Raw genomic sequence first — 24163 nt, 5'->3', positions numbered from 1 at the left:
GGCCCGATCGGAGCACGCATGAAGTCCCTGAAGGACCGCGGTTTCGTCCACCCGGTACCGTCCGAGATCACGCCGCGGCGCGTGTTCGAGCAGCGCCGCCGCCTGCTGCAGGCCGCGGCGACCGCCGCAGCCGGCACTTCGCTCGGGCTGTGGGCGGCACGCGACGCGCGCGCCGCGATGGCGAAGCCGCCGGGCAGGCTCGCCGCCTTGCCCGGCGCGAAGAGCGAGGTCGCCGGTGCCGTGACGATGGAAAAGCTCACCGCGTACGACGACGTCACGACCTACAACAACTTCTACGAGTTCGGCACCGACAAGTCCGACCCGGCGCGCCACGCGCACCGGCTGAAGACGCGCCCGTGGACGGTGGCCGTCGAGGGCGAGGTCGGCAAGCCGAAGGTCTGGGACCTCGACGAGCTGCTGAAGCTCGCGCCGATGGAAGAGCGCGTCTACCGCCTGCGCTGCGTCGAGGGTTGGTCGATGGTGATCCCGTGGGTCGGCTGGTCGCTGTCGGAGCTGATCCGCCGCGCCGAGCCGACCGGCAATGCGAAGTACGTCGAGTTCGTCACGCTCGCCGACCGCGCGCAGATGCCCGGGCTGCGCTCGTCGGTGCTCGACTGGCCTTACGTCGAGGGGCTGCGCCTCGACGAGGCGATGCACCCGTTGACGCTGCTCGCGTTCGGCCTGTACGGCGAGGTGCTGCCGAACCAGAACGGCGCGCCGCTGCGGCTGGTCGTGCCGTGGAAGTACGGCTTCAAGAGCGGCAAGAGCCTGGTGAAGATCCGCTTCGTCGAGAAGCAGCCGGCCACGAGCTGGGTCGTCGCCGCACCGCACGAGTACGGCTTTTATTCCAACGTCAACCCACGCGTCGACCACGCGCGCTGGAGCCAGGCCACCGAGCGGCGCATCGGCGAGGACGGGCTGCTGCAGCGCAAGCGCCCGACGCTGATGTTCAACGGCTACGAGGCCCAGGTCGGGCAGCTCTATGCCGGCATGGACCTGCGCAAATTCTTCTGAACGCGGCCGGCCCACGGCCGCAGCGCGCGTCGACGCCGCGCTGCGCCACGCCGCGGTCAAGCCCGCGCTGCTCGCCGCCGCGCTCGTGCCGTTCGCGCTGCTGCTGCACGGCGCCGTGACGAACACGCTCGGCGCCAACCCGGCCGAGGCGCTGATCCGCGGCACTGGCGACTGGACGCTGCGCTTCCTCGTGCTCGCGCTCGCCGTGACGCCGCTGCGCCAGGCGCTGTCGCTGCCGTCGCTCGCGCGGCTGCGCCGCATGCTCGGGCTCGTCGCCTTCTTCTACGCGCTGCTGCACCTGCTTGCCTACGCGTGGCTCGACATGGGCCTCGTCGTTGCCGACCTCGTGCGCGACATCGGCAAGCGCCCGTTCATCCTCGTCGGCACCGCGGCGCTGCTGCTGATGCTGCCGCTGGCAGCGACCTCGTTCGACCGCGCGATCCGCGCGCTCGGCGCACGCCGCTGGCAGGCGCTGCACCGCACGGTCTACGCCGTCGCGGCCCTCGCGCTGCTGCACTTCTTCTGGATGCGCGCCGGCAAGAACGACTTTGCCGAGGTCGGCGTCTACGCCGCGATCGTCGCCGTGCTGCTCGGCTGGCGGCTGGTGCGCGCGCTCGTCGCGCGGGCGCGGCGGCGCGGTGCGGCGGGGTTTGTCCCGGTGCGCTGACGTCCCCGTCGGCGCTACGGTCGGCGCTCCAGACCCCGGAGGCTGCCGATGACCGCCCCCGCCTTCACGCCGCTCGCGAGCGGCTTCTCGTTCCTCGAAGCGCCGCGCTGGCACGACGGGCGGCTGTGGCTGTCGGACTTCTACACCCACCGCGTCGTGACGGTCGACCTCGCCGGCCGCGTCGAGACCGTCGCCGAGGTGCCGCAGCAGCCGTCGGGGCTCGGCTGGCTGCCCGACGGGCGGCTGCTCGTCGTCTCGATGCGCGACCGCAGGCTGCTGCGGCGCGAGCCCGACGGCACGCTGGTGTTGCACGCCGACCTCGCGGGCATCGCCGGCGGCCACTGCAACGACATGGTCGTCGACGCGCAGGGCCGCGCATGGGTCGGCAACTTCGGCTTCGACCTGATGGGCGGCGCGCCGCCGCAGCGCGCGACGCTCGCGCGCGTCGACCCCGACGGCCGCGTGCACGCCGCTGCCGAAGACCTGTGCTTCCCGAACGGCTCGGCGATCACGCCCGACGGGCGCACGCTGCTCGTCGGCGAGAGCTTCGGCAACCGCGTCTCGGCGTTCGACATCGCGCCCGACGGCAGCCTCGGCCCGCGCCGCGACTGGGCGACGTTCGCGCCGCTGCCCACCGCGACCGACTTCATGGGCGTGCTCGGCCAGCTGGCGATCGCGCCCGACGGCTGCACGCTCGACGCCGAGGGCTGCCTATGGATCGCCGACGCGATCGGCCAGCGCGTCGTGCGCGTGCGCGAGGGTGGCGAGATCGTGCAGACGCTGTCGACGGCGCCGCTCGGCGTGTTCGCCTGCGCGCTCGGCGGCGACGACGGCCGCACGCTGTTCCTGTGCGTCGCACCCGACTTCGACGAGCACGCGCGCAGCGCGGCGCGCGAGGCGCAGCTGTGGAGCGTGCGCGTCGACGTGCCGCACGCCGGCTGGCCCTGAATGCCGCCGCACTCAGCGCATGAACCCGGGCAGCCAGAGCGCGATCGGCGCGAACTCGAGGACCAGGAACAGCGCGACGATCAGCGCGGCGACGAACATCCACACGCCGCGGTAGATCTGCGTCAGCGGCACGTCGCGCAGCAGCGAGTTCAGCACGAACAGGTTCAGCCCGACCGGCGGGCTGATCAGGCCGATCTGCACGACGAGCACGATCAGCACGCCGAACCACACCGGGTCGAAGCCGAGGCCGACGACGATCGGGAAGAACACCGGCAGCGTCAGCAGCACCATGGCGAGTTCTTCCATGATCATGCCGAGCAGGATGTAGATCACCATCATCGCGCCGACGATCGCCAGCGGCGGCAGCCCGAGGTGAAGGATCCACTCCTTCAGGTCGTACGGCATCGACGTCATGTTGATGAAGTTCGCGAACATCGTCGCCGCGATCAGGATCGTGAACAGCATCGCCGTCGTGCGCGCGCTGTCGACGAGCACCTCGAACAGCACGCGCCACGTCAGCGTGCGCCGCAGCCACGCGAACACGAAGGCGCCGAAGGCGCCGATGCCCGCGCCCTCGGTGGCGGTGAACACGCCGCCGTAGATGCCGCCGAGCACGATCACGACGAGCAGCGCGACACCCCACACGCCCTTGACGGCACGCAGGCGCTCGCGCCAGCTCGCGCGCTCGCCGGCCGGGCCGGCGGCGGGGTCGCGCCAGACGATGACCATGATCGCCACCATCATCAGCGCCGCGCACAGCAGGCCGGGGATCACGCCGGCGGCGAACAGCTTGCCGATGTTGGTCTCGGTGACGATGCCGTAGATCACGAGGATCGTCGACGGCGGAATCATGATCCCCAGCGTCCCGCCGGCGGCGATCACGCCGGCGCTGAGGTAGTCGGCGTAGCCGAGCTTCTTCATCGACGGGTACGCGACGCGGCTCATCGTCGCGGCGGTGGCGATCGACGAGCCGCAGATCGCGCCGAACCCGGCGCACGAGATCACGGTGGCATGCGCGAGTCCGCCACGGAAGTGACCGATGAACGAATAGGCGGCGCGGTACAGCTCGTGCGCGAGCCCGGCGCGCGCGACGAAGTTGCCCATCAGGATGAACAGCGGGATCACGCTGAGGATGTACGCGAACCCGGACTCGTAGACCACCAGTGCGGTGCTCGACAGCGACGCCGGCCAGCTGCGCACCAGCGCGAGCCCGACGACGCCGACGAGCCCCATCGCGAACGCCAGCGGCACGCGCAGCAGCGCGAGCACGAACACGGCGGCGAATCCGATCAGCGCTTCCGTCATGGTGCGGTGGATTGAAGGCGGTGTCGCGTCACGCCGTATCGTCGACGCCGGCGTGGTGGTGTGCGACCGGTTTGGCCAGCAGCATCAGGTGCACGAAGGCCGTCACCGCGCACAGCACGCTCATCGCGTAGACGAACGGCGCAAGCGGGATCTTCAGCCGCGCGGTCACGTCGCCGTATTCGGCGAGCTGGCCGGCCTTGTTCCACATCAGCCACGCGATGAACGCGAGCATCGCCGCGCACAGCAGATCGACGACGGCCTGCTGCACGCGCCGCACGGCCGGCGGCAGCCACGGGTCGAGCGAGTCGAACGTGACGTGCTCGCCGCGCAGCGACACCAGCGGCAGCCCGGCAAAGATCACCAGCACCATCAGGATCTCGGTGAGCTCGAGCGCGCCCGGCAGCGAGGTGCTCAGGAACTTGCGCCCGCCGACGTCGGCGAACGTCAGCACCATGATCGCGAACAGCGCGACGGCAGCCAGCAGGCCGCACAGGGTGTGGAGCAGCGGTCTCACGGAAGGGGCAGCAACGAAGAGCCGGCCCGCGGGCCGGCTCGCATCAGGCGGTGCCGGGTCGGCACCCGGCAGTATCGCTCACTGCAGCTTCTTGATTTCGGCGCGGAAGTCGGCCAGCGCCTTCTTCGGGTCCTTCATGCCCTTGGCTTCGGCAGCCTTGGCCCACGCGTCCTCGAGACCGGCGGTGCGCTGCTTGACGGCGTTGACGAACGCGGCGTCGGCCATCGTGAACTGCACGCCCGCGGCCTGCATGAACGCCATGCCGCGCGTGTCGACCTTGTCCCAGCCGCGGCCGATCATGCGCGCGGCGAACTCGCCCGACATCTCGTCGACGATCTTCTTCACGTCGGCCGGCAGGTTGTTGTACGTGTTCTCGTTCATCATGAACACGAAGCTGGTGTTGTACAGCCCGCCCGGGAAGCGCGTCGCGTACTTGACGACCTTGTCGAGCTTGAAGCCCTCGATCGACTCGGCTGGGAACAGCGTGCCGTCCATCACGCCGGTCGACAGCAGTTCGTAGCTCTCGGGCGCGGGCTTGAGCGTCACGTTCATGCCCAGCGCCTTGCTGATCTCGTTGACCATGCCGCCGCCGACGCGGAACTTCAGGCCCGACAGGTCCTCGACTTTGGTGATCGGCCGCTTGGTGTTGAACACGATGCCCGGCCCGTGCGTGAACACGGCGATCACCTTGACGCCCTTGTGCTCTTCCTGCATCGCCGGCGTCTTCTGGTAGATGCGCTGGAACGCGACCGAGTTGGCCTCGGCCGAGTCGCCGAGGAAGGGGAACTCGGCCAGCTGCGTCGTGACGAAACGCCCCGGCGTGTAGCCGTGGACCGTGAACGACAGGTCGACGAGGCCGTTGCGCACGGCGTCGAACGTGCCCGGTGCCGCGACGACGGCGCGCGGCAGCTGGTTGCAGCGCACCTTGCCGGCGGCCTTCTGCGCCAGCATCTCGCACCACGCCTTCTGCGTCTCGGTCAGCGTGTGCGTCGGCGGCACCCACGACGACATCGTCAGCGTGACTTGCGCCGACGCCTGACCGGCGACAGCGACGAGGCCGGCCAGGGCCAGCGAGCGAAGGGCGTGCGACAGAGGCATGGCAGTCTCCTGAATCTCGCGGTACAGGGGGATCGGAACCGAACGGTGGCCGGGATTGTCCGGTCGCGTCGGCCGACTCCGGCCTGTGGTTTTCCTTGATGCGCCGCGTCATTGCCCGCTGCGCCGCGCCGGTGCGCGCCGGCCCGGCAGCGGTGCACCGGCCGTGACCGAATGCACGACGATGCGGCGCGCCTGGCATCGCCGCGGCGCGCGGCGGCGGCGCCCCCGTGGTCGCGGGAAGACAACGCCGCTGGCGGCGCCTAGCATGCCTCGTGCTCGTCGACGCACCGCGTCCGCCCTGCCGAACCTTCCCGGAGTGACCGCATGACCGGTTTGCCGCCGACCCCGACCCGCCCCGAGGGCCGTGCTCCTGCGCACGCTGCACTCGACGCCGCGATCCGCGCACTCGACGCGGCCGAGGCGCGCCAGCGCCCAGTCGACATGGTGCGTGCGCTGACGCAGGTCGGGCACGGCTACCGGGCGCTGGCCGAAGGCGCGGCCGCCGAACGCTACCTGCAGCAGGCGCTGCGCTGGGCGCGCACGCTCGGCGGCGTCGACGCCAGCGTCGACCTGCTGTGCGACCTGTCCGAGCTCGCGGTCGAACAGGCGACGGACCCGGCGCTGGACCGCGCCGAGGCGCGCGCGGCGCGCGACCGCGCGCGCGACCACGGCTTCGAGGCCGCCACGCTCGCACGCCAGTGCGCCGACCCGGCGTGGGAGGTCACCGTGCTGCTGCGCGTGAGCGACGTGCTCGACCGCTGCGGCGACCACGACGACGCCGTCGCGCTGCAGTGCCGCGCGATCGACCTGATCGCGCGCAGCCAGATGACGTCGCTGCCCGAGCCGCGCGCGGCCGCCCCGTCGACGACGATGTAGCCGTCGCGGCTCGCGCTCAGCGCGCGAGCACCGGCGCGAGCGCGCGCCCGGTGTGCGTGCCGGCCGCGACGACCTGCTCGGGCGTTCCGGCCGCCGCGACGCGCCCGCCGCCGGCGCCGCCTTCGGGCCCGAGGTCGATCACCCAGTCGGCCTCGGCGATCACGTCGAGGTCGTGTTCGATCACGACGACGCTGTGGCCGCCGTCGACGAGCCGGTGCAGCACGCGGATCAGCCGCTCGACGTCGGCCATGTGCAGGCCGACCGTCGGTTCGTCGAGCACGTACAGCGTGTGAGGCGGTTTCTGTCCGCGCCGGGTCACGTCGTCGCGCACCTTGCTCAGTTCGGTCACGAGCTTGATGCGCTGCGCCTCGCCGCCCGACAGCGTCGGGCTCGGCTGGCCGAGCGTCAGGTACCCGAGGCCGACGTCGTGCAGCAGCCGCAGCGGGTACGCGATCGCCGGCATCGACGCGAAGAACCCGACCGCCTCGTCGACTTCCATCTGCAGCACCTCGCCGATGCTGCGCCCGCGCCAGCCCACCGCGAGCGTCTCGGCGTTGAAGCGCTGTCCGTGGCAGACCTCGCACGGCACCTTGACGTCGGGCAGGAAGCTCATCGCGATCGTGCGCACGCCCTGCCCTTCGCAGGCATGGCAGCGGCCTTCGCCGGTGTTGAAGCTGAAGCGCCCGGGGCCGTAGCCGCGCGCCTTCGCCTCGAGCGTCTCGGCGAACAGCTTGCGGATCGCGTCCCAGAAGCCGATGTAGGTCGCCGGGCACGAGCGCGGCGTCTTGCCGATCGGCGTCTGGTCGACCTCGAGCACGCGGTCGATCGCGTCGTACCCGTCGATGCGCTCGCACCCCGACCACGCCGGTTTGCCGCCACGGTGGTTGCGGAACTGCAGGTTGGCCAGCAGCACGTCGCGCGCGAGCGTGCTCTTGCCCGAGCCGCTGACGCCGGTGACGGCGACCAGCCGCTGCAGCGGCACGCCGACGTCGAGCCGCTGCAGGTTGTGCTTCGCGGCGCCGCGCACGACGAGACGCGGCGTGTCGTCGCCCACCGGCCGGCGCGGCTGCAGCGGGTGGCGCAGCGGCGCCGCGAGGAAGCGGCCGGTGACCGAGTCGGACGCGCGCTGCAGGTCGGCCGCGCTGCCCTGCGCGACGACGCGCCCGCCGCGCTTGCCGGCGCCGGGACCGATGTCGATCAGGTGCTCGGCACGGCGGATCGTGTCCTCGTCGTGCTCGACGACGACGAGCGTGTTGCCCATCGCGCCGAGGCGCTGCAGCGCGTCGAGCAGGATGCCGTTGTCGCGCGGGTGCAGCCCGATCGTCGGCTCGTCGAGCACGTAGCACACGCCCTGCAGGTGGCTGCCGAGCTGTGCCGCGAGGCGAATGCGCTGCGCCTCGCCGCCCGACAGCGTCGGCGCCGCGCGGTCGAGCGTGAGATACCCGAGGCCGACGTCCTCGAGGAAGCGCAGGCGGCTCGCGATCTCGGCGACGACGTCGCGCGCGATCTGCGCGTCGCGGCCGGCAAGCGCGAGGCCGTCGACCCAGCGCCGCGCGTCGGTCACCGACCACGCCGCGACTTCGCTGATCGTGCGGCCGTCGAACGTCACCGCGCGCGCCGTCGGGTTCAGTCGCGTGCCGCCGCAGTCGGGGCACGGTGTGTCGGCGACGCCCTCGACGTCGGGTTCGTCGCTCGGGAAGGCCTGCTCGCGGCCCTTGTCGTCGTCGGCGCGCACCGAGTCGTCGAACGCGCGGCGCTGCTCGCGCGTCAGCGCCAGGCCGGTGCCGACGCAGCTCGTGCACCAGCCGTGCTTGCTGTTGTAGCTGAACAGGCGCGGGTCGGGCTCGGGGTAGCTGGTTCCGCACACCGGGCATGCGCGCTTGGTCGAGAACACCTTCAGCGCGCCGATGCCGGCGGTCGACTGGCCGTCCTCGAGTGCCGCCGCGAGGCCATCGAGCGGGTGCAGCAGGTGCAGCACGCCGCGGCCGAGGTCGAGCGTCTTCGCCAGCGCGTCGCGCAGCTCGGCCTCGCGCGCCGGATCGACGACGAAGTCCGCCACCGGCAGCTCGATCGTGTGCTCCTTGAATCGGTCGATGCGCGGCCAGGGGTCGACCTTCAGGAACTCGCCGTCGACCCTAAGATGCGTGTGGCCGCGCGCCTTGGCCCACTTCGCGAGGTCGGTGTAGACGCCCTTGCGGTTGACGACGAGCGGCGCGAGCAGGCCGACGTGCTCGCCGCGGTGCTGCGACAGCAACTGCGCCGCGATGCTCTCGACGCTCTGCGGGCGCACCTCGGCGCCGTCGTGCACGCAGTGCTGCAGCCCGAGCTTGACCCACAGCAGGCGCAGGAAGTGCCAGACCTCGGTGGTGGTGGCGACCGTGCTCTTGCGCCCGCCGCGCGAGAGGCGCTGCTCGATCGCCACCGTCGGCGGGATGCCGTAGACGGCGTCGACCTCGGGCCGGCCTGCCGGCTGCACGATGCTGCGCGCGTAGGCGTTGAGCGACTCGAGGTAGCGCCGCTGCCCTTCGTTGAACAGGATGTCGAACGCGAGCGTGCTCTTGCCCGAGCCCGACACACCAGTGACGACGTTGAACTTGCCGCGCGGGATGTCGACCGAGAGGCCCTTCAGGTTGTGCTCGCGCGCGTTGACGATGCGGATCGCCTCTTCGGCACCGTTTGCGGCCTCGGCGCGCGCGGCGTCGCGCCGCGCCTTGACGATCGCCTGCAGCGCGCGGCCTTCCTCGACGCGGTGGCCGCCTGCGCCGAGCGCGTGCTCGTACTCGCGCAGCGCGGCACCCGTGTGCGACGTCGGGTGCGCCTTGACGTCGTCCGGCGTGCCGGTGGCGACGACCTCGCCGCCGCCGTCGCCACCCTCGGGGCCGAGGTCGACGATCCAGTCGGCGGCGCGGATCACGTCGAGGTTGTGCTCGATCACGAGCAGCGAGTGGCCGGCGTCGAGCAGCTTGCGCAGCGCGCGCATCAGCTTGGCGATGTCGTCGAAGTGCAGGCCGGTCGTCGGCTCGTCGAACAGGAAGAGCGTGCCCTTCTTCGCCACCGGCTGGCTCGCCGGCCGTGCCGCCGCCTCGGCGAGGAAGCCGGCGAGCTTGAGCCGCTGCGCCTCGCCGCCCGACAGCGTCGGCACCGGCTGGCCGAGGCGCACGTAGTCGAGGCCGACGTCGACCAGCGGCTGCAGCCGCGCGACGACGTCGCGGTCGGCCTGGAACCAGTGCGCCGCCTCGGCGACCGTGAGTTCGAGCACGTCGGCCACCGACAGCTGCAGCGGCCCGCGCACGAGCTTGACCTCGAGGATCTCGGCGCGGAAGCGCTTGCCGTCGCAGTCGGGGCAGCGCAGGTAGACGTCGGACAGGAACTGCATCTCGACGTGCTCGAAGCCCGAGCCGCCGCAGGTCGGGCAGCGGCCGTCGCCGGCGTTGAAGCTGAACATGCCGGCGCCGTAGCCGCGCTCGCGCGCGAGCGGCGCATCGGCGAAGAGCTGGCGGATCGCGTCGAACGCGCCGACGTAGCTCGCCGGGTTGCTGCGCGCCGTCTTGCCGATCGGGCTCTGGTCGACGAACACGGCATCGGCGAGCCAGTCGGCGCCGAGCAGCCGCTCGTGCGCGCCGGGCGCTTCGGTCGCGTGGCCGAAGTGCCGCGCGAGCGCGGGGTACAGCACGTCCTGCACCAGCGTGCTCTTGCCCGAACCCGAGACGCCGGTGACGGCGACGAGGCGCTGCAGCGGGAACGCGACCGTGACGTTCTTCAGGTTGTGCTCGCGCGCGCCCTCGACGATCAGCTTCGGCGTCGCGTCGTCGACCAGCCGCCGGAACCCGAGGCCGACCTGCTTGCGCCCGCCGAGGTAGGCGCCGGTCAGCGTGTTCGCGTGCCGCGCCTCGTCGGGCGTGCCGTCGAACACGATCTGGCCGCCGCGCTCGCCGGGGCCGGGGCCCATGTCGATCAGGCGGTCGGCGGCGAGCATCACCGCCGGGTCGTGCTCGACGACGACGAGCGTGTTGCCGGCGTCGCGCAGCCGGTGCATCGCCTGCACGATGCGGTTCATGTCGCGCGGGTGCAGGCCGATCGACGGCTCGTCGAGCACGAACATCGTGTTGACGAGCGAGGTGCCGAGCGCCGTCGTCAGGTTGATGCGCTGGACCTCGCCGCCCGAGAGCGTGCGGCTCTGGCGGTCGAGCGTGAGATACCCGAGGCCGACGTCGACGAGGTACTTCAGCCGCGTGCGGATCTCGCCCAGCAGGAGCTTCAGCGCCTCGTCGAGCACGGCGTCGGCGAGCGCGAGGCCGTCGAAGAAGCGCTTGACGCGCTCGATCGGCAGCAGCATCAGGTCGTGCAGCGCGAGGCCCGGCAGCGCCTCGAGCTGCGCGCGCGTCCACTCGACGCCGACGGGCATGAAGCGGCGCGCGGGCTCGAGCACCGCGTCGGCGTCGGCCTTCGAGCCGATGCGCCACAGCAGCGCCTCGCGCTTGAGCCGCGCGCCACCGCACGCGGTGCACGGCGTGTAGCTGCGGTACTTCGACAAGAGCACGCGGATGTGCATCTTGTACGCCTTGCTCTCGAGGTAGTCGAAGAAGCGCAGCACGCCGTACCACTGCCTGTTCCAGTCGCCCTTCCAGTGCGGCGAGCCGTGGATCACCCAGTCGCGCTGCGCCGGCGTCAGCTGGTTCCACGCCGTGTCGCGCGGGATGCCGGCCTCGCCGGCGTAGCGCAGCAGGTCGTCCTGCACCTCGGCCCATGCGGGGGTCTGGAATGGCTTCATCGCACCGTTGCGCAGCGTCTTGCGGCCGTCGGGGATCACGAGGCCGAGGTCGACGCCGATCACGCGCCCGAAGCCGCGGCAGGTCTCGCACGCGCCGTACGCCGAGTTGAAGCTGAACAGGCTCGGCTGCGGGTCGGCGTAGCGGATGTCGGACTCGGGGCAGTGCAGCCCGGTCGACCAGCGCCAGACGTCGGTCGTGCCGTCGTCGCGCTGCACCTGCACGTCGACACGGCCGCCGCCGCGCTTGAGCGCCGTTTCGATCGCTTCGTTGATCCGCACGTCCTCGGCGCCCGATGCGCGGAAGCGGTCGGCCACCACGTCGAGCACCTTCTTGTCGCCGACCTGCCGCTCGCCATGCACGCGCGCGAAGCCGCTCGCCGCGAGCCACTGCTCGACCTCGGCGGCCGTCGTGTTCGCCGGCAGCTCGACCGGGAACGTCACCGTCAGTCGCGGGTCGCCGGCCGCGGCGGCGCGCGCGCGCAGGTCGGCCTGGATCGTCGCCGGCGTGTCGTGGCGCACCGGCCGCGCCGTGACGCGGTCGAACAGCTGGCCGGCGCGCGCGAACAACAGCTTCAGGTGGTCGTTCAGCTCGGTCATCGTGCCGACCGTGCTGCGGCTCGTGCGCACCGGGTTGGTCTGGTCGATCGCGATCGCCGGCGGCACGCCGTCGACGCGGTCGACCGCCGGGCGGTCCATGCGGTCGAGGAACTGGCGCGCGTAGGCGCTGAACGTCTCGACGTAACGGCGCTGACCTTCGGCGTACAGTGTGTCGAACACGAGGCTCGACTTGCCCGAGCCGCTGGGGCCCGTGACGACCGTCATCTCGCCGGTGCGGATGTCGAGGTCGAGGTGCTTCAGGTTGTGCTGGCGCGCGCCGCGGATGCGGATCAGGCCCCGGTCGGCCGGCGGCACGCCGGGGTCGAGGGCAGGCGTCTCGGGACCGACGGGCGTGGACATCGCTCGGAAGGGCTGCGTACGACTCGGAACCGGCCATCGTAGCAGCGCTGCCGCGGCCCCGGTGGCGCCCGCCGGCTGCCGTCGCGCGCCTGCCGCCGCCCCCTCCGAAGGGGCATGGCGCCGCGCGGCCGGCGCGGCCCATCATGGCCGGCATGGCGACGCGGGATGCAGCACCGGCCCTGCCGGACCCCGACAGCGACGACGCCGGCTTCACGCTCGACGAGGCCGAACGGGCCCGCCGCAAGGCGGCCAACGAGCGCCGCCTGTACACCGTCCAGGTGCCCGCGCTGCGCGCGGCCGGCTACGTCGTGCTGTGCGCGCTGCTGCTGGTGCAGGCCTGGCGCGACGGCGCACGGCTGACCTCGCCCGCGCTGTGGACGCTGATCGTCGCCAACCTCGCCTGCGCCGCCGGCGCCTGGCTCGCGCTGCGCCTCGGCCACGGGCGCACCGGCCGCATCGACCTCGGCCTCGTGCTGTTCCACCTCGACATCGCGATGTGGCTGGTGAACCTGCAGCACCTCGAGCAGGCGAACCTGTTCTTCGCCTACTTCCTGCTCGTGCGCGTCGCCGACCAGGTCGGATTCGGCTTCCGGCGTGCGCTGTACTTCGCGCACGCCGTCGTGGCCGCCTACCTCGCCTATGCCGTGGTGATCGCGTGGCGCGATCCGGCGCGCGCGCTGTGGGGCGAGCGGCTCGGCATCGCGACCGGGATGTATCTGCTGGGCGGCTACCTCGCGCTGACCGGCCTCGTCACCGAGCGCCTGCGCCGCCGCTCGCGCCAGGCCGTGCACGCGGCGCGCGCCCTCGTCGAGCGCCTCGAGCAGAAGACGCGCGACCTGCAGGCGCAGGCCGACGAGCTGCAGCGCGCCCGCGAGCAGGCCGAGCAGGCCAGCCTTGCGAAGTCGCAGTTCCTCGCCGTCACCAGCCACGAGATCCGCACGCCGATGAACGGCATCCTCGGCGCAACGGAACTGCTCGCCGCCACGCCGCTGACGGCGACCCAGCAGCGCTACGTGCGCACCGTGCACCACTCGGCGACGGCACTGCTCGCGCTGATCGACGACGTGCTCGACCTGTCGCAGCTCGAAGCCGGCCGCCCGACGCTCGTCCCCGAACCGGTGGACCTGCGCGCCCTCGTCGCCGAGGCGGTCGACCTCGCCAGCGTCGCGGCGCGCGACAAGCCGATCACGCTGGACGTCGACGTCGCGCCGCAGGTGCCCGCGCGCGTGCAGGCCGAACCGCGGCGGCTGCGGCAGCTGCTGCTGAACCTGCTGCACAACGCGGTCAAGTTCACCGAACGCGGCCACGTGCGGCTCGCCGTCTCGCCGGTGCCCGACGCCTCCGGCGGCACGTCGTCGCTGCGCTTCTCGGTGCACGACAGCGGCATCGGCATCGCGCCCGAACGCCTCGGCGACCTGTTCGTCCCGTTCTCGCAGCTCGACGCTTCGAGCACGCGCCGCCATGGGGGCAGCGGTCTCGGGCTCGCGATCGTCAAGCAGCTGGCCGAAGCGATGCACGGTCAGGTGCGCGTGCACAGCCGCCCCGGCGTCGGATCGCACTTCTGGGTCGACCTGCCGCTGCCCGCCACAGCCGCACCGGCGCCACCACCGGCGCTCGAGCCAGCGTGCAGCGACGAGGTCGGTGCGGCCGTGCTGCTGGTCGAGGACGACCCGGTCAACCAGATGGTCGTCGAGCAGATGCTGCTGCAGCTCGGCTGCGACGTCGACGTCGCCACCGACGGCGAGGCCGCGCGGCGCGCCGTCGAGCGCAAGCGCTACGACCTCGTGTTCATGGACTGCCACATGCCGGTGATGGACGGCTACGAGGCCACGCGCCGCATCCGCACCGACGAGCAGGTCGCCGGCACGCGCACGCCGATCATCGCGCTGACCGCCGACGCGCTGGCGGCCGACCGCGAACGCTGTTTCGCCGCCGGCATGGACGGCTTCATGACCAAGCCGGTGAACACGGCCCAGCTGTCGGCGACGATCGAGCGCTGGACCGGGCGGCGCACGCACCCCGCCACGCGCTGGTGAGCGACGTGCTACAGCCGCCGGTGCGCGAGCGCCGGCAGCTGCAGGCGCACCTGCCGCTGGCGCTCGGCGTCGATGTCGGCGATCACGACGCCCTCGCCTTCGGCACGCACCGCGAGCACTTCGCCCCACGGGTCGACGATCATGCTGTGGCCCCAGGTGCGGCGGCCGTTCTCGTGCGTGCCGCCCTGCGCGGCGGCGATCACGTGGCACTGGTTCTCGACGGCGCGCGCGCGCAGCAGCAGCTCCCAGTGCGCGCGCCCCGTCGTGCACGTGAACGCCGCCGGCACGCTGATGAGGTCGAGCGGCGTCGTATCGCCGAACGTCATCGCGCGGTACAGCTCGGGAAAGCGCAGGTCGTAGCACACGCTCAGCCCGGTGCGCAGCCCGGCGGCCACGACCGTGACCGGCTCGACGCCCGGCTCGAGCACGCGGGCCTCGTCGTAGCTCTCGCGGCCGTTGTCGAACGCGAACAGGTGCAGCTTGTCGTAGCGCGCCGCGCGCGTGCCGTCGGGCGCGTAGACGCAGCAGGCGTTGCGCACGCGCTGGTGGCCCGGCTCGCGGATCGGCAGCGTGCCGCCGATGATCCACAGCCGGTGTGCGCGCGCCTGGTCCGACAGGAACGCTTGGATCGGGCCGCCGCGGCCGCTGCCGTCGTCGGGCTCGGCGAAGGCCAGCTTGTCGGTCTCGGCGCCCATCAGGCAGAAGTACTCGGGCAGCGCGACGAGCACCGCCCCCTGGCGGGCGGCGTCGGCGATCAGGCCGGCGGCGGCGGCCAGGTTGCGCTCGACGCTCGGCGTCGAGACCATCTGCAGCGCGGCGATCTTCATCGTCGGGTCCTTCGCGGGGTGTGCGGGCGTCACTGCGCCGGCGTGGCCGGCGCGGCGTCAGCCGTGCGCACGACGCGCTCGACCTTCGGGTCGCTCCAGCTGCCGGTGACGTGGAATTCTCGCGTGCTCGCCTGCATCAGCGGCTGGCGCAGGAACAGCTGCGCGACGAAGCTGCCGAGCCCGACGGCGGGGTTGATGATCGAGTAGACCAGCGACGCCGTGCCGGCGTTGATCTCGGGCACGACGATCACGCGCAGGTCCTGCGTCTCCTGCCACAGGTCGGCCTGCCCCTCCATCAGCACCGCCGCCTGCAACCCGCGCAGGCGCAGGTTGTTGCTGCGTGCGACGCCGTCGGCGATCGTCACGTCGCCCGACGCGTCCTCGAACGCGAAGCCGTCCTGGAACACGTCGCGGAAGTCGAGCGCGAGCCGCCGCGGCAGCGACTGCAGGCTGAGCACCGACAGCAGCCGCGCCGCGCCGGGGTCGGCCCTCAGGAAGCGCCCGCTGCCCAGCGCCAGCCGCAGCCGGCCGTCGAGCGACGGCGTGTGCAGCGCCAGCGGCGAGCCCTGCCACGACACCTCTCCCGTCAGCCGCCCCTTGCCGCCGCGCAGCGTGCCGGGCCAGCCGAGGCGGTCGAGCAGTGCGCCCGCATCGGCCAGCTCGAGCCCGAAGTCGGCCGTCATGCGCGCGGGGTCGCGCCCGGCCGCAGGGCGCCAGCGGCCGGTGGCCGTCAGGACCGCGGCGTCGTTGGACAGCCGCAACCTGCCGAGCCGCCACTCGTGCGCGCCGCTGCCGTCGGCAAGCGGCACGTTGGTCGCGTCGACCTCGAGACGGCCGAGGGCCTTGCCGTCGAGCACGAAGCGCTCGACGACGACGTCGAGCGACGGCACGCGCCGCGGCGCGCGGTTGAGCAGCGACTCGTCGTGGGCCGCATCCGTGGCTGGCACCTCCAGGTGCGTCAGCCGCGCGCGCAGGCCGCCCGGCGCCGACGGCGTGCTCGCGCGCCACTCGGCGTAGCCGGCCAGCCGGTCGGCCGCGGCCGTGATGCGCCACAGGCCGCCGGACGCCAGCGACGCGCCGGCGACGACCCCAGTCAACTCACGCCCCTCGGCGCGCAGGCGGTCGATGCGCAGGCCGACCTGCGTCGGCGCGTAGCCGCCGGCCATCGCCACCCCCGCCGCGTCGCCGCCGCCCGCGCGGTCGAGCACACCCTGCCACGCGGCCGTGTCGAGTTCGCGCAGCGTCGCCACCGCGGCGACGCCCTCGGCCGGCCACGGCGCCGGCTCGTTGACGCCGATGCCGCCGCGCCGCACGCGCCGCTGCGCGCCGTCGCCCTCGCGTTCGAAGCGCGCCTGCACGCGCTCACCGAGCGTCAGCGTCAGCTCGTCGACGTCACGCCCGGACGCCGCGCGCGCCAGCGGCGACGTCGCGTAGCGCAGCGGCAAGGCCTCGTTGGCGGCCTTGCCCAGCGGTGCGGGCAGCCGCACGGCCAGGCCGACGAGGTCGCTCGTGACCTCGATCGCCGGCGCCTGTCCGGCGCGCGACTCGATCTGCAGCCGGTAGGGCGCCTCGCCGTCGAGCCATGCCGCCACGCGCGCCAGCGCCGGGATCTCGGTCGCTGCACGCAACCCGTCGGCGCGCGCGGTGCCGCGCGCGGCCACGCGCAGCACGCCGTCGCGGCCCAGCCCGGCGTCGATCGTGACGTCCCCGCCCAGTACGCGCGCGCTCGCCCCGCGCACCGCGAAGCCCTCGTGCGTGAAGTCGACGCGCCCGCGCGCGGCGGCCAGCATGGGCAGCGACGGCACGAGCCGCACGTCGTTGCCCGCCAGCGCGAGCGTGCCGCGCACCGCACTGCGCGCGGTGTCGTCGAGCGGCACGCGAAGGCCCAGCTGCAACTCGCCGACGCCATCGATGGTGGCTTCGGCCAGTGCGTCGCCGAGCCAGGCGCCCACCGGCGACGCGTGCAGGTAGCGCAGCAGGTCGGCCGCCGGGCCGCGCGCGGTGCCGTCGAGCTGCAGCACCGGCGTGTGCGCGAGGTCGGCGATCGTCGCCTGCACGCCACGCATCGCGACGCCATAGAAGCGCGCGCTCGCGTCGCGCACCGTCATCGTCGCGCGGCGGAACTCGAGCTCGCCGGCGACGTCGCGAAACGCGGGCCACGGCGACGTCCACCCGGGCTCGTCGGGCACGTACGCGAAGTCGACCCCCTCGACGCGTCCGGCGATGCGGAACTCGCCGTCGACGCCGTCGGCATAGGGGAAGTCCCAGAGGTCGCCGCGCACCTCGAAGCGCGCCTGCGTCAGCCGCCCGCCGCGGATCGCGCGCTCGACGTAGCTGCGCGCCGATGCCGGCAGACCGAGCGGCAGGTAGCGCGCGACGGCCGCCGCGCGCCCCTCGTCGATGCTGCCGCTGAGCTCGAGCCGCCCGGGCAGGCGCGCGCCGCGGCCGAAACCGTCGCCGTCGCCGGTGTGCCACTGCGCCTCGAAGCGCCCGCGCGCGTCGGCATTCGCGAAGCGCGCGTCGCGCACCTGCAGCGCGACGCGCGGCGGCGCGCCCGCGGCCTGGGCCTGGACCTGCCACTCGAGCCGCGCATCGAAGCGCGCCAGCGGCACCTCGGGACGCTCGAAGACGCCCGGCAACACGAGCGCGCCGTCGGCCACGCTCAGCTGCGCGCGACCGCTGCGCTCGGTCGCCTCGAGGTCGATGCGCGCCCCGCGCCAGCCCGGACGCCCGACGACCGCCGCGCCGTCGGCGGCCGGCGCGGGCTGCGCCGCCACCGCGAGGTCGCGCACGACGGCCTTCACGCGGTACTGGTGCGGCGCATCGAGCGGGCCGTCCCAGCGCAGCTCGAGCGGCTCGACGATGCCCTGCGGCTGCAACTCGTCGAGCAGCTGGCGCAGCGCCTCCCCGAGCGGCAGCCGCTCGGCGACGGCCGCCATCAGCGCGAGGTCGAGGCGGTCGGCGTGGAACTCGCCGCCCGTCACCGGCTGCGGGCCACTCGGGTCGTCGCGCTGCTGCAGCACGACGCGCAGCTGGCCCGCCGGCCACGTGCCGCCATCGCCGTCGGTGAACGCGAAGTCGCGCGCGGCCAGCGTCCAGCTGCGCGCGTCGCGCTGCACCGACAGACGCCCGCGCGCCTGCTGCAGCTGCAGCGGCGCCAGCGTCGGCGCCAGCCGCAGCGACACCGACTCGAGGGCGACGTCGGCCGTCGCACCGGCGAGCCGGCCGCGCTCGAGCTGCAGCCACGCGCGCAGCGCACCGCGCCCCTCGCTCCACTCGAACGGCAGCTCGACGTGGCGGCGCAGTTCGGCGCCGTCGATGCGCGGCAGGTCGACGTAGACCTCGCCGCCGAAGCGCCGCCAGTCGTCGCCGGGGCCCAGCAGCGGCGCGGCCAGCCGCGCGCGCAGCGAAAAGCGCTCGCCCCAGGCCGGCGGGGGCGTCGCGTCGAGGCGCGCCTCGTGGCGGCGGCCCACATTGCGCACGACGACGTCCACCGCGTCGAGCTCCAGCGGTGGCGCTGCGCGCAGCTCGTCGACCCAGCGCAGCCGTCCGGCGCGCACGACGACCTCGCGCTGGTGCAGCAGCCACTCGAGCGCCGCGCTGTCGACGGGCGTCGATGCCTGCGCGCCGAGCTCGAAACCGGCAACGCGGATGCGCCCGAGCGCGTCGCGCCGCAGCTCGAGCTGCGCGCCGTCGACCAGCAGCTGCTGGAACTGCGGCTCGAGCGCCAGCAGCGAACGCACCGCCGGCACCGCCGTCACGCGCGGCAGCCGCAGCACCTCGCGCTGGTCGCGGTCGAGCAGCACGACGTCGGTCAGCTCGACGGTGGGCACCCAGGCGCCGGACTCCACGCGGATGTCGCCGATGCGCACGGCGGCGCCGAGCGCACGGCTGGCCTGCACCTCGAGCTGCGGCAGCCACGCGCGCGCATTGGGCAAAATCCCCCAATACAGCGTGATCCAAGCGATGAGCAATAAGCTCCACGCGCCAAACACGACCCCGAACGCGATGCGCGCGGCCACACGTGCCCAAGAGGTGCGCAAGGGTGGCGGCGCGGGGTCGGAATCGAGACGGGAGGCAGGCAACGACATGTCGACTCGCCAGCCGCGCGAGACTGTGCTCGGCGCTGCGCCGTGCTTGCGCGCGCGCGCCACGCCGCCCGCCTGGCGGCGGGCAATCTAGCACACCGCCTCCCCGCCAATGACGTCACCCCCGCTGCCCGCCCCGCCGTCGCTGCCGGCGGGCATGGCGTCGGCCGCGCACAGCCGCTTAGTGCAGCGCGTGCGCCGCCGCTACGCCGACGAACTGCCGCTGCTGGCCGCCGGCGTGCCCGACGCCGCCACGATCGGCGCCCTGATCGACACGCTGTGTGCCCGCGGACGCGACCTGGGCGCGGCGATGCGCGTCGCGCGCCAGCTGGTGCTCGAGCGCCTGGCGGTGCTCGACGTCGAGCAGGGCGCCGCGCTCGACGACGTGACCGGCGCGATGACGGCGCTGGCCGAGGTCACGCTCGAGCGCGCGCTCGCGCAGGCGCACGCCGACGAGCAGGTGCGCCACGGCGCACCGCGCAGCGACGCCGGCGCGCCGATCGAGATGTGGATCGTCGGCATGGGCAAGCTCGGCGCGCGCGAGCTCAACGTCTCGTCCGACATCGACCTCGTCTACGTCTACGACGACGACGGCCACACCGACGGCGCGGTGCCGGTCAGCGCACACGAGTATTTCTCGAAGGTCGCCAAGCGGCTGTACGCGCTGATCGGCGACACGACCGACGACGGCTTCGTGTTCCGCGTCGACCTCGCGCTGCGGCCCAACGGCCTGTCCGGGCCGCCGGTGGTCAGCCTCGGGATGCTCGAGGAGTACTTCCTCGTGCAGGGCCGCGAGTGGGAGCGCTTCGCGTGGCTGAAGAGCCGCGTCGTCGCGCCGCGCGCGGCCGTCACGAGCGGGCGTGCGCTGGCGTTGCGCGCGCTCGTGCAGCCCTTCGTCTACCGCCGCTACCTCGACTACGGCGTGTTCGAGGGGCTGCGCCAGCTGCACGCGAAGATCCGCGACGAGGCGCAGCGCCGCGCCGCCGGCCGCCCCGAGCGCGCCAACGACGTCAAGCTCTCGCGCGGCGGCATCCGTGAGATCGAGTTCATCGTGCAGCTGCTGCTCGTCGTGCGCGGCGGCCAGTTTCCCGAGATCCGCACGCGCTCGACGCTGCGCGGGCTCGACCGCCTCGTCGCGCGCGGGCTGATGAGCGCCGACACCGCGGCGCGGCTGGCCGAGGCCTACGTGTTCCTGCGCCGCATTGAGCACCGCATCCAGTACCTCGACGACCAGCAGACGCACCTGCTGCCCACCGCCGACGGCGACCTCGGCTGGATCGCGCGCTCGCTGGGCCTCGCGTGTCACGCCGACGCGTGCGAGCTGCTCGACCGGCTGTGCGCGACGCGCGAGTTCGTCGCCACCGAGTTCGACGCGCTGCTGCACGACGGGCGCGCACCCTCTGGCGGCAACGGCCGCGGCGGCTGCCGCCACTGCGGGTCGGGCCCGCTGGCGATCGACAGCGAGCGCCTGCTCGAGAAGCTGCCCGCCGCGATGGCCGAGCGCGTGCGCGCGTGGGCGCGCCAGCCGCGCGTGCAGGCGCTGCGCGACGACAGCAAGCTGCGCCTGGGCCATCTGGTGCAGCGCGTGGCCGCGGCGGTCGCCGCCGGCGACGCGACCGAGGACGCCGCGCTGCGCTTCGTCGACTGGGTCGAGCCGCTGCTGCGCCGCGAGAGCTACCTCGCGCTGCTCGTCGAGCGTCCCGAGGTGCTCGGCCGCCTGCTGCGCCTGCTCGGGCTGGCGCGCTGGCCGATGCGCTATCTGCTGCGCCACCCCGGCGTGATCGACGAGCTCGCCGACACGCGGCTGCTCGGCGGGCGCTTCGACGCCGCGAGCTACCGGCGCGACCTCGAAGAGCGCCACGCGGCGTGGCAACGCTCGGGCGAGGCGTCGGAGGAATCGCTGCTCGACACGCTGCGCCGCGCGCACCACGCCGAGGTGTTCCGCACGCTGGTGCGCGACGTCGAAGGCCAGATCACGGTCGAGCAGGTCGCCGACGACCTGTCGGCGCTGGCCGACGCCACCCTCGCCTGCACGATCGACTGGGCCTGGCCGCGGCTGAAGCAGCGCCACCGCGACGACCCGCGGCTCGCGGTGATCGCCTACGGCAAGCTCGGTGGCAAGGAGCTCGGCTACGGCAGCGATCTGGACCTCGTGTTCCTCTACGACGACGACGACGAGCGCGCACCCGAGGTCTACGGCGCCTTCGTGCGCAAGCTGATCACGTGGCTGACGCTGCGCACCGCCGCCGGCGAGCTGTTCGAGATCGACACGGCGCTGCGGCCCAACGGCAACTCGGGTCTGCTCGTGACGTCGATGCGGTCGTTCGAGGCCTACCAGGAGGGGCGCGGCAGCAACACCGCGTGGACCTGGGAGCACCAGGCGCTCACGCGCGCGCGCTGGTGCGCCGGCGCGCCCGACCTCGCGCCGCGCTTCGAGGCAGTGCGCCGCCACGTGCTGGCCGCCGAGCGCGATGCGGCCGCGCTGCGCGCCGAGATCCACGCGATGCGCGACAAGGTGCGCGCCGCGCACCCGGTCAAGCCGGGGCTGTTCGACGTCAAGCACAGCGAAGGCGGCATGATCGACGCCGAGTTCGCGGTGCAGTACCTCGTGCTCGCGCACGCCGCGCGACACCCGGCGCTGCTCGACAACGTCGGCAACATCGCGCTGCTGCTGCGCGCCGAGGCCGCGGCGCTGCTGCCGCCGGGCGTCGGCCAGGCCGCCGCCGATGCGTACCGCGAACTGCGCCGCGCGCAGCACCGCGCGCGGCTCGACGAGCAGCCGACCCAGGTCGACCCGGCGCTGCTGAGCCGCGAGCGCGACGCGATCCTCGCGCTGTGGCACGCGGTGTTCGGCTGAACGGTGACCGCGGCCTCGCGTGGGCCGCACTCGGGATCGCACTGCTCGCCGGCGCGCTCGTCGCGACGGCGCTGCCAGCGGCGGCGCTCGACTGGCAGCCCGCGCTGGCGTGGCGCGAGCCGTGGCGCTGGTGGAGCGCCGCGTTCGTGCACTGGAGCGCGCGGCACCTGGCCGTCAACGTCGTCGGGGTCGCCGCCGTCGTCGCTTGGGGCTGGGTCGCGCGGGTGCCCGCGCGCAGCGCGCTCGCGTGGGCCGCGGCGTGGCCGGTGACGCACCTGGCGCTGCTCGCGCAGCCGCAGCTCGCGCACTACGGCGGCCTGTCCGGGGTGCTGCACGCCGGCGTCGCGATCGTCGCCGTGCGGTTGCTGGTGCGCGAGCGCGGCGCGCGGCGCACCATCGGTGCGGCCGTGCTCGGCGCCCTGGCGCTCAAGGTCGTGCTCGAGGCGCCGTGGCGCGCCGCCTTGCAGAGCGTGCCGCCGTGGGACTTCGCGGTCGCGCCACTGGCGCACGCGAGCGGTGCGGCAGCGGGCGCGCTGCTCGGCGCCTGGGCGGCGCGGCCACGACGCGGCCGGCTAGCATCGACGCGATGACCGATCGCAAGACGAGCCTCGACGCCATCGCCGTCGCGTCGCTGGTGCTGTGCTGCGTGCTGTGGGGGCTGAACCAGGTCGCGGCGAAGGTCGCGCTGGTCGAGATTCCGCCGCTGCTGCAGGCGGGCGCTCGCTCGCTGGGGGGCGCGGCGCTGGTGTTCCTGTGGGCGGCATCGCGCCGGCTGCCGCTGCGCGACGCGCCCGGCGCGCCGCCGACGGCGCGCGCGGGCTGGCTGGCCGGTGCGCTGTTCGCCGCCGAGTTCGCGTGCATCTTCGTCGGGCTGCAGTTCACGACGGCCGGCCGCATGGCGGTGTTCCTGTACCTGTCACCGTTCGTCGTCGCGCTGGGCATGCCATTCATCGCGCGCGCCGAGCGGCTGTCGGCGCTGCAGCTCGGCGGGCTGGTGGCCGCCTTCGCCGGTGTCGCGTTCGCGTTCGCCGACGGCTTCGGCGCCAAGGCGGTCAGCGACCGGCAGTGGATCGGCGACGGTTTGGGCGTGCTGGCGGCGCTGTTCTGGGGCGCGACGACGCTCGTCATCCGCGGCTCGGCGCTGACCAGCGCGCTGCCCGAGAAGACGCTGCTGTACCAGCTGGCCGTCTCGGGCCTGCTGCTGACGGCCGGCGGCGTCGCGGTGGGCGAGTCGTGGCCGGCGCAGACGAGCGCGCTCGCGTGGGCGCTGCTCGCGTTCCAGACCGTCGTCGTCACGTTCGCGAGCTACCTGCTGTGGTTCTGGCTGATCCGCCACTACCCGGCGACGCTGATCGCCTCGTTCGTGCTGCTGACGCCGGTGTTCGGGCTGCTCGCCGGCGCGCTGCTGCTCGGCGAGCCGGTGACGGTGCGGCTCGTCGTCGCGCTGGTGGCGGTGTCGGCGGGTATTGCCGTCGTCAGCCGGCCGGCGCGCCCGCGCGCGGCCGCATAGACTCGCTACCCACCCCCACCCGAGGAGACTGACGATGATCACGCTGTGCGGCTTCCCGCTGTCGAACTACTACAACAAGGTCAAGCTCGCGCTGCTCGAGAAGGGCGTGCCGTTCACCGAGGAGCGCGTGATGACGGGCCGCACCGACGAGGCGGTGCTGTCGGCCTCGCCGCTGGGCAAGATCCCGTTCATCCGCACGCCGCACGGGCCGCTGTGCGAGAGCCAGGCCATCCTCGAGTACCTCGAAGCCGCGCACCCGACGCCGGCGCTGCTGCCGGCCGACCCGTTCGCGGCGGCGAAGGTGCGCGAGCTGATGATCTTCACGAACCTGCACCTCGAGCTGGTCGCGCGCGAGCTGTATGCGCAGGCCTTCTTCGGCGGCACGGTCAGCGAGGCGACGCAGGAGCGCGTGCGCAAGCAGCTGACGAAGAACATCCCGGCGTTCAAGCGGCTGGCGAAGTTCGCGCCGTACGTCGCCGGCGACACCTTCACGATGGCCGACTGCGCCGCCTACGTGAACCTGCCGCTGGTGGCGCTGGCCACGCGCAGCGTGCTCGGCACCGACCTGCTGGCCGAGCACGGCATCGACTGGAAGGGCTACGGCAAGATGATCGCGCAGCGCCCGAGCGCGCAGAAGGTCGATGCCGACCGCAAGGCCGACCTCGACGCGCTGGCCGCGAGCAAGAAGGCCTGAC

At 73.3% G+C, this 24163-nt stretch carries 15 protein-coding genes; 9 read left to right on the top strand and 6 right to left on the bottom strand.

The features are described 5' to 3' along the window. Positions 1 to 18: 18 nt before the first annotated feature. From msrP to DRV96_RS09160, 3 genes are read left to right on the top strand one after another with little or no spacing between them, the layout of a single operon-like run. A complete protein-coding gene (msrP, locus tag DRV96_RS09170) occupies positions 19 to 1014 on the top strand; it encodes a protein-methionine-sulfoxide reductase catalytic subunit MsrP (protein WP_119290144.1) in 996 nt (331 codons plus the stop codon). Then, entirely contained in the window at positions 983 to 1681 is a 699-nt protein-coding gene (locus DRV96_RS09165) for a protein-methionine-sulfoxide reductase heme-binding subunit MsrQ (RefSeq protein ID WP_119290142.1), read from the top strand. The genes msrP and DRV96_RS09165 overlap by 32 nt, the downstream gene beginning before the upstream one ends. A gap of 48 nt (positions 1682 to 1729) precedes the next feature. Next, positions 1730 to 2629, top strand: a complete 900-nt coding sequence (locus DRV96_RS09160) for an SMP-30/gluconolactonase/LRE family protein (protein WP_119290140.1) — start codon at positions 1730 to 1732, stop codon at positions 2627 to 2629. Positions 2630 to 2641: 12 nt separating this feature from the next. On the opposite strand, the gene DRV96_RS09155 is transcribed toward DRV96_RS09160, so the two are convergent. The 3 genes from DRV96_RS09155 to DRV96_RS09145 all read right to left on the bottom strand — a co-directional run bounded on the left by DRV96_RS09155 (position 2642) and on the right by DRV96_RS09145 (position 5546). Further along, positions 2642 to 3934, bottom strand: a complete 1293-nt coding sequence (locus tag DRV96_RS09155; protein WP_119290138.1) for a TRAP transporter large permease — start codon at positions 3932 to 3934, stop codon at positions 2642 to 2644. A 28-nt stretch (positions 3935 to 3962) separates the two neighbouring features. After that, complete coding sequence (locus DRV96_RS09150; RefSeq protein WP_235823352.1) at positions 3963 to 4448, bottom strand: TRAP transporter small permease; 486 nt, start codon at positions 4446 to 4448, stop codon at positions 3963 to 3965. A 78-nt stretch (positions 4449 to 4526) separates the two neighbouring features. Continuing rightward, positions 4527 to 5546, bottom strand: coding sequence for a TRAP transporter substrate-binding protein (locus DRV96_RS09145; protein WP_119290136.1), 1020 nt, complete (start codon positions 5544 to 5546; stop codon positions 4527 to 4529). A 324-nt stretch (positions 5547 to 5870) separates the two neighbouring features. Between DRV96_RS09145 and DRV96_RS09140 the strand changes: the two genes are divergently transcribed. Next, positions 5871 to 6422 carry a hypothetical protein gene (locus DRV96_RS09140; RefSeq protein ID WP_119290133.1) on the top strand — a complete coding sequence of 184 codons (552 nt, stop codon included), beginning with the start codon at positions 5871 to 5873 and terminating at the stop codon, positions 6420 to 6422. Between the two features lie 16 nt (positions 6423 to 6438). On the opposite strand, the gene uvrA is transcribed toward DRV96_RS09140, so the two are convergent. Then, entirely contained in the window at positions 6439 to 12150 is a 5712-nt protein-coding gene (uvrA, locus tag DRV96_RS09135) for an excinuclease ABC subunit UvrA (protein ID WP_119290131.1), read from the bottom strand. Positions 12151 to 12302: 152 nt separating this feature from the next. Between uvrA and DRV96_RS09130 the strand changes: the two genes are divergently transcribed. Then, positions 12303 to 14186 carry an ATP-binding protein gene (locus DRV96_RS09130; RefSeq protein ID WP_162910996.1) on the top strand — a complete coding sequence of 628 codons (1884 nt, stop codon included), beginning with the start codon at positions 12303 to 12305 and terminating at the stop codon, positions 14184 to 14186. 8 nt (positions 14187 to 14194) lie between these two features. Here DRV96_RS09130 and DRV96_RS09125 read toward each other — a convergent pair whose 3' ends face one another. Together DRV96_RS09125 and DRV96_RS09120 are read right to left on the bottom strand one after the other, a co-directional pair. Next, complete coding sequence (locus DRV96_RS09125; protein ID WP_419187042.1) at positions 14195 to 15046, bottom strand: carbon-nitrogen hydrolase family protein; 852 nt, start codon at positions 15044 to 15046, stop codon at positions 14195 to 14197. Beyond that, on the bottom strand, positions 15043 to 19104 hold the full coding sequence (locus DRV96_RS09120; protein ID WP_272867953.1) for a YhdP family protein: 4062 nt from the start codon (positions 19102 to 19104) through the stop codon (positions 15043 to 15045). The genes DRV96_RS09125 and DRV96_RS09120 overlap by 4 nt, the downstream gene beginning before the upstream one ends. 109 nt (positions 19105 to 19213) lie before the next feature. Between DRV96_RS09120 and glnE the strand changes: the two genes are divergently transcribed. From glnE to DRV96_RS09100, 4 genes are read left to right on the top strand one after another with little or no spacing between them, the layout of a single operon-like run. After that, entirely contained in the window at positions 19214 to 21958 is a 2745-nt protein-coding gene (gene glnE, locus DRV96_RS09115) for a bifunctional [glutamate--ammonia ligase]-adenylyl-L-tyrosine phosphorylase/[glutamate--ammonia-ligase] adenylyltransferase (RefSeq protein WP_210757006.1), read from the top strand. Continuing rightward, positions 21937 to 22548 (top strand): rhombosortase, encoded by a 612-nt coding sequence (gene rrtA, locus DRV96_RS09110; RefSeq protein ID WP_119290124.1) that lies wholly within the window; start codon positions 21937 to 21939, stop codon positions 22546 to 22548. The genes glnE and rrtA overlap by 22 nt, the downstream gene beginning before the upstream one ends. Then, positions 22545 to 23468, top strand: a complete 924-nt coding sequence (locus DRV96_RS09105) for a DMT family transporter (protein WP_119290122.1) — start codon at positions 22545 to 22547, stop codon at positions 23466 to 23468. Before rrtA ends, DRV96_RS09105 begins: the two co-directional genes overlap by 4 nt. 34 nt (positions 23469 to 23502) lie before the next feature. Beyond that, complete coding sequence (locus DRV96_RS09100; RefSeq protein WP_119290120.1) at positions 23503 to 24162, top strand: glutathione S-transferase family protein; 660 nt, start codon at positions 23503 to 23505, stop codon at positions 24160 to 24162. The last annotated feature ends 1 nt before the right edge of the window (position 24163 follow it).

Source organism: Azohydromonas sediminis (assembly GCF_003574675.1).
GTDB lineage: Bacteria > Pseudomonadota > Gammaproteobacteria > Burkholderiales > Burkholderiaceae_C > Calidifontimicrobium > Calidifontimicrobium sediminis.
The sequence above is the reverse complement of the archived record's forward strand: the minus strand, read 5'-3'. Positions and strand labels throughout refer to the sequence as shown.

Bases quoted from the DNA above. Each gene is read 5' to 3' on its own strand.
- msrP (WP_119290144.1), top strand. From the start codon at position 19: ATGAAGTCCCTGAAGGACCGCGGTTTCGTCCACCCGGTACCGTCCGAG.
- DRV96_RS09165 (WP_119290142.1), top strand. From the start codon at position 983: ATGCCGGCATGGACCTGCGCAAATTCTTCTGAACGCGGCCGGCCCACG.
- DRV96_RS09160 (WP_119290140.1), top strand. From the start codon at position 1,730: ATGACCGCCCCCGCCTTCACGCCGCTCGCGAGCGGCTTCTCGTTCCTC.
- DRV96_RS09155 (WP_119290138.1), bottom strand. From the start codon at position 3,934: ATGACGGAAGCGCTGATCGGATTCGCCGCCGTGTTCGTGCTCGCGCTG.
- DRV96_RS09145 (WP_119290136.1), bottom strand. From the start codon at position 5,546: ATGCCTCTGTCGCACGCCCTTCGCTCGCTGGCCCTGGCCGGCCTCGTC.
- DRV96_RS09140 (WP_119290133.1), top strand. From the start codon at position 5,871: ATGACCGGTTTGCCGCCGACCCCGACCCGCCCCGAGGGCCGTGCTCCT.
- uvrA (WP_119290131.1), bottom strand. From the start codon at position 12,150: ATGTCCACGCCCGTCGGTCCCGAGACGCCTGCCCTCGACCCCGGCGTG.
- DRV96_RS09130 (WP_162910996.1), top strand. From the start codon at position 12,303: ATGGCGACGCGGGATGCAGCACCGGCCCTGCCGGACCCCGACAGCGAC.
- DRV96_RS09120 (WP_272867953.1), bottom strand. From the start codon at position 19,104: ATGTCGTTGCCTGCCTCCCGTCTCGATTCCGACCCCGCGCCGCCACCC.
- glnE (WP_210757006.1), top strand. From the start codon at position 19,214: ATGACGTCACCCCCGCTGCCCGCCCCGCCGTCGCTGCCGGCGGGCATG.
- DRV96_RS09105 (WP_119290122.1), top strand. From the start codon at position 22,545: ATGACCGATCGCAAGACGAGCCTCGACGCCATCGCCGTCGCGTCGCTG.
- DRV96_RS09100 (WP_119290120.1), top strand. From the start codon at position 23,503: ATGATCACGCTGTGCGGCTTCCCGCTGTCGAACTACTACAACAAGGTC.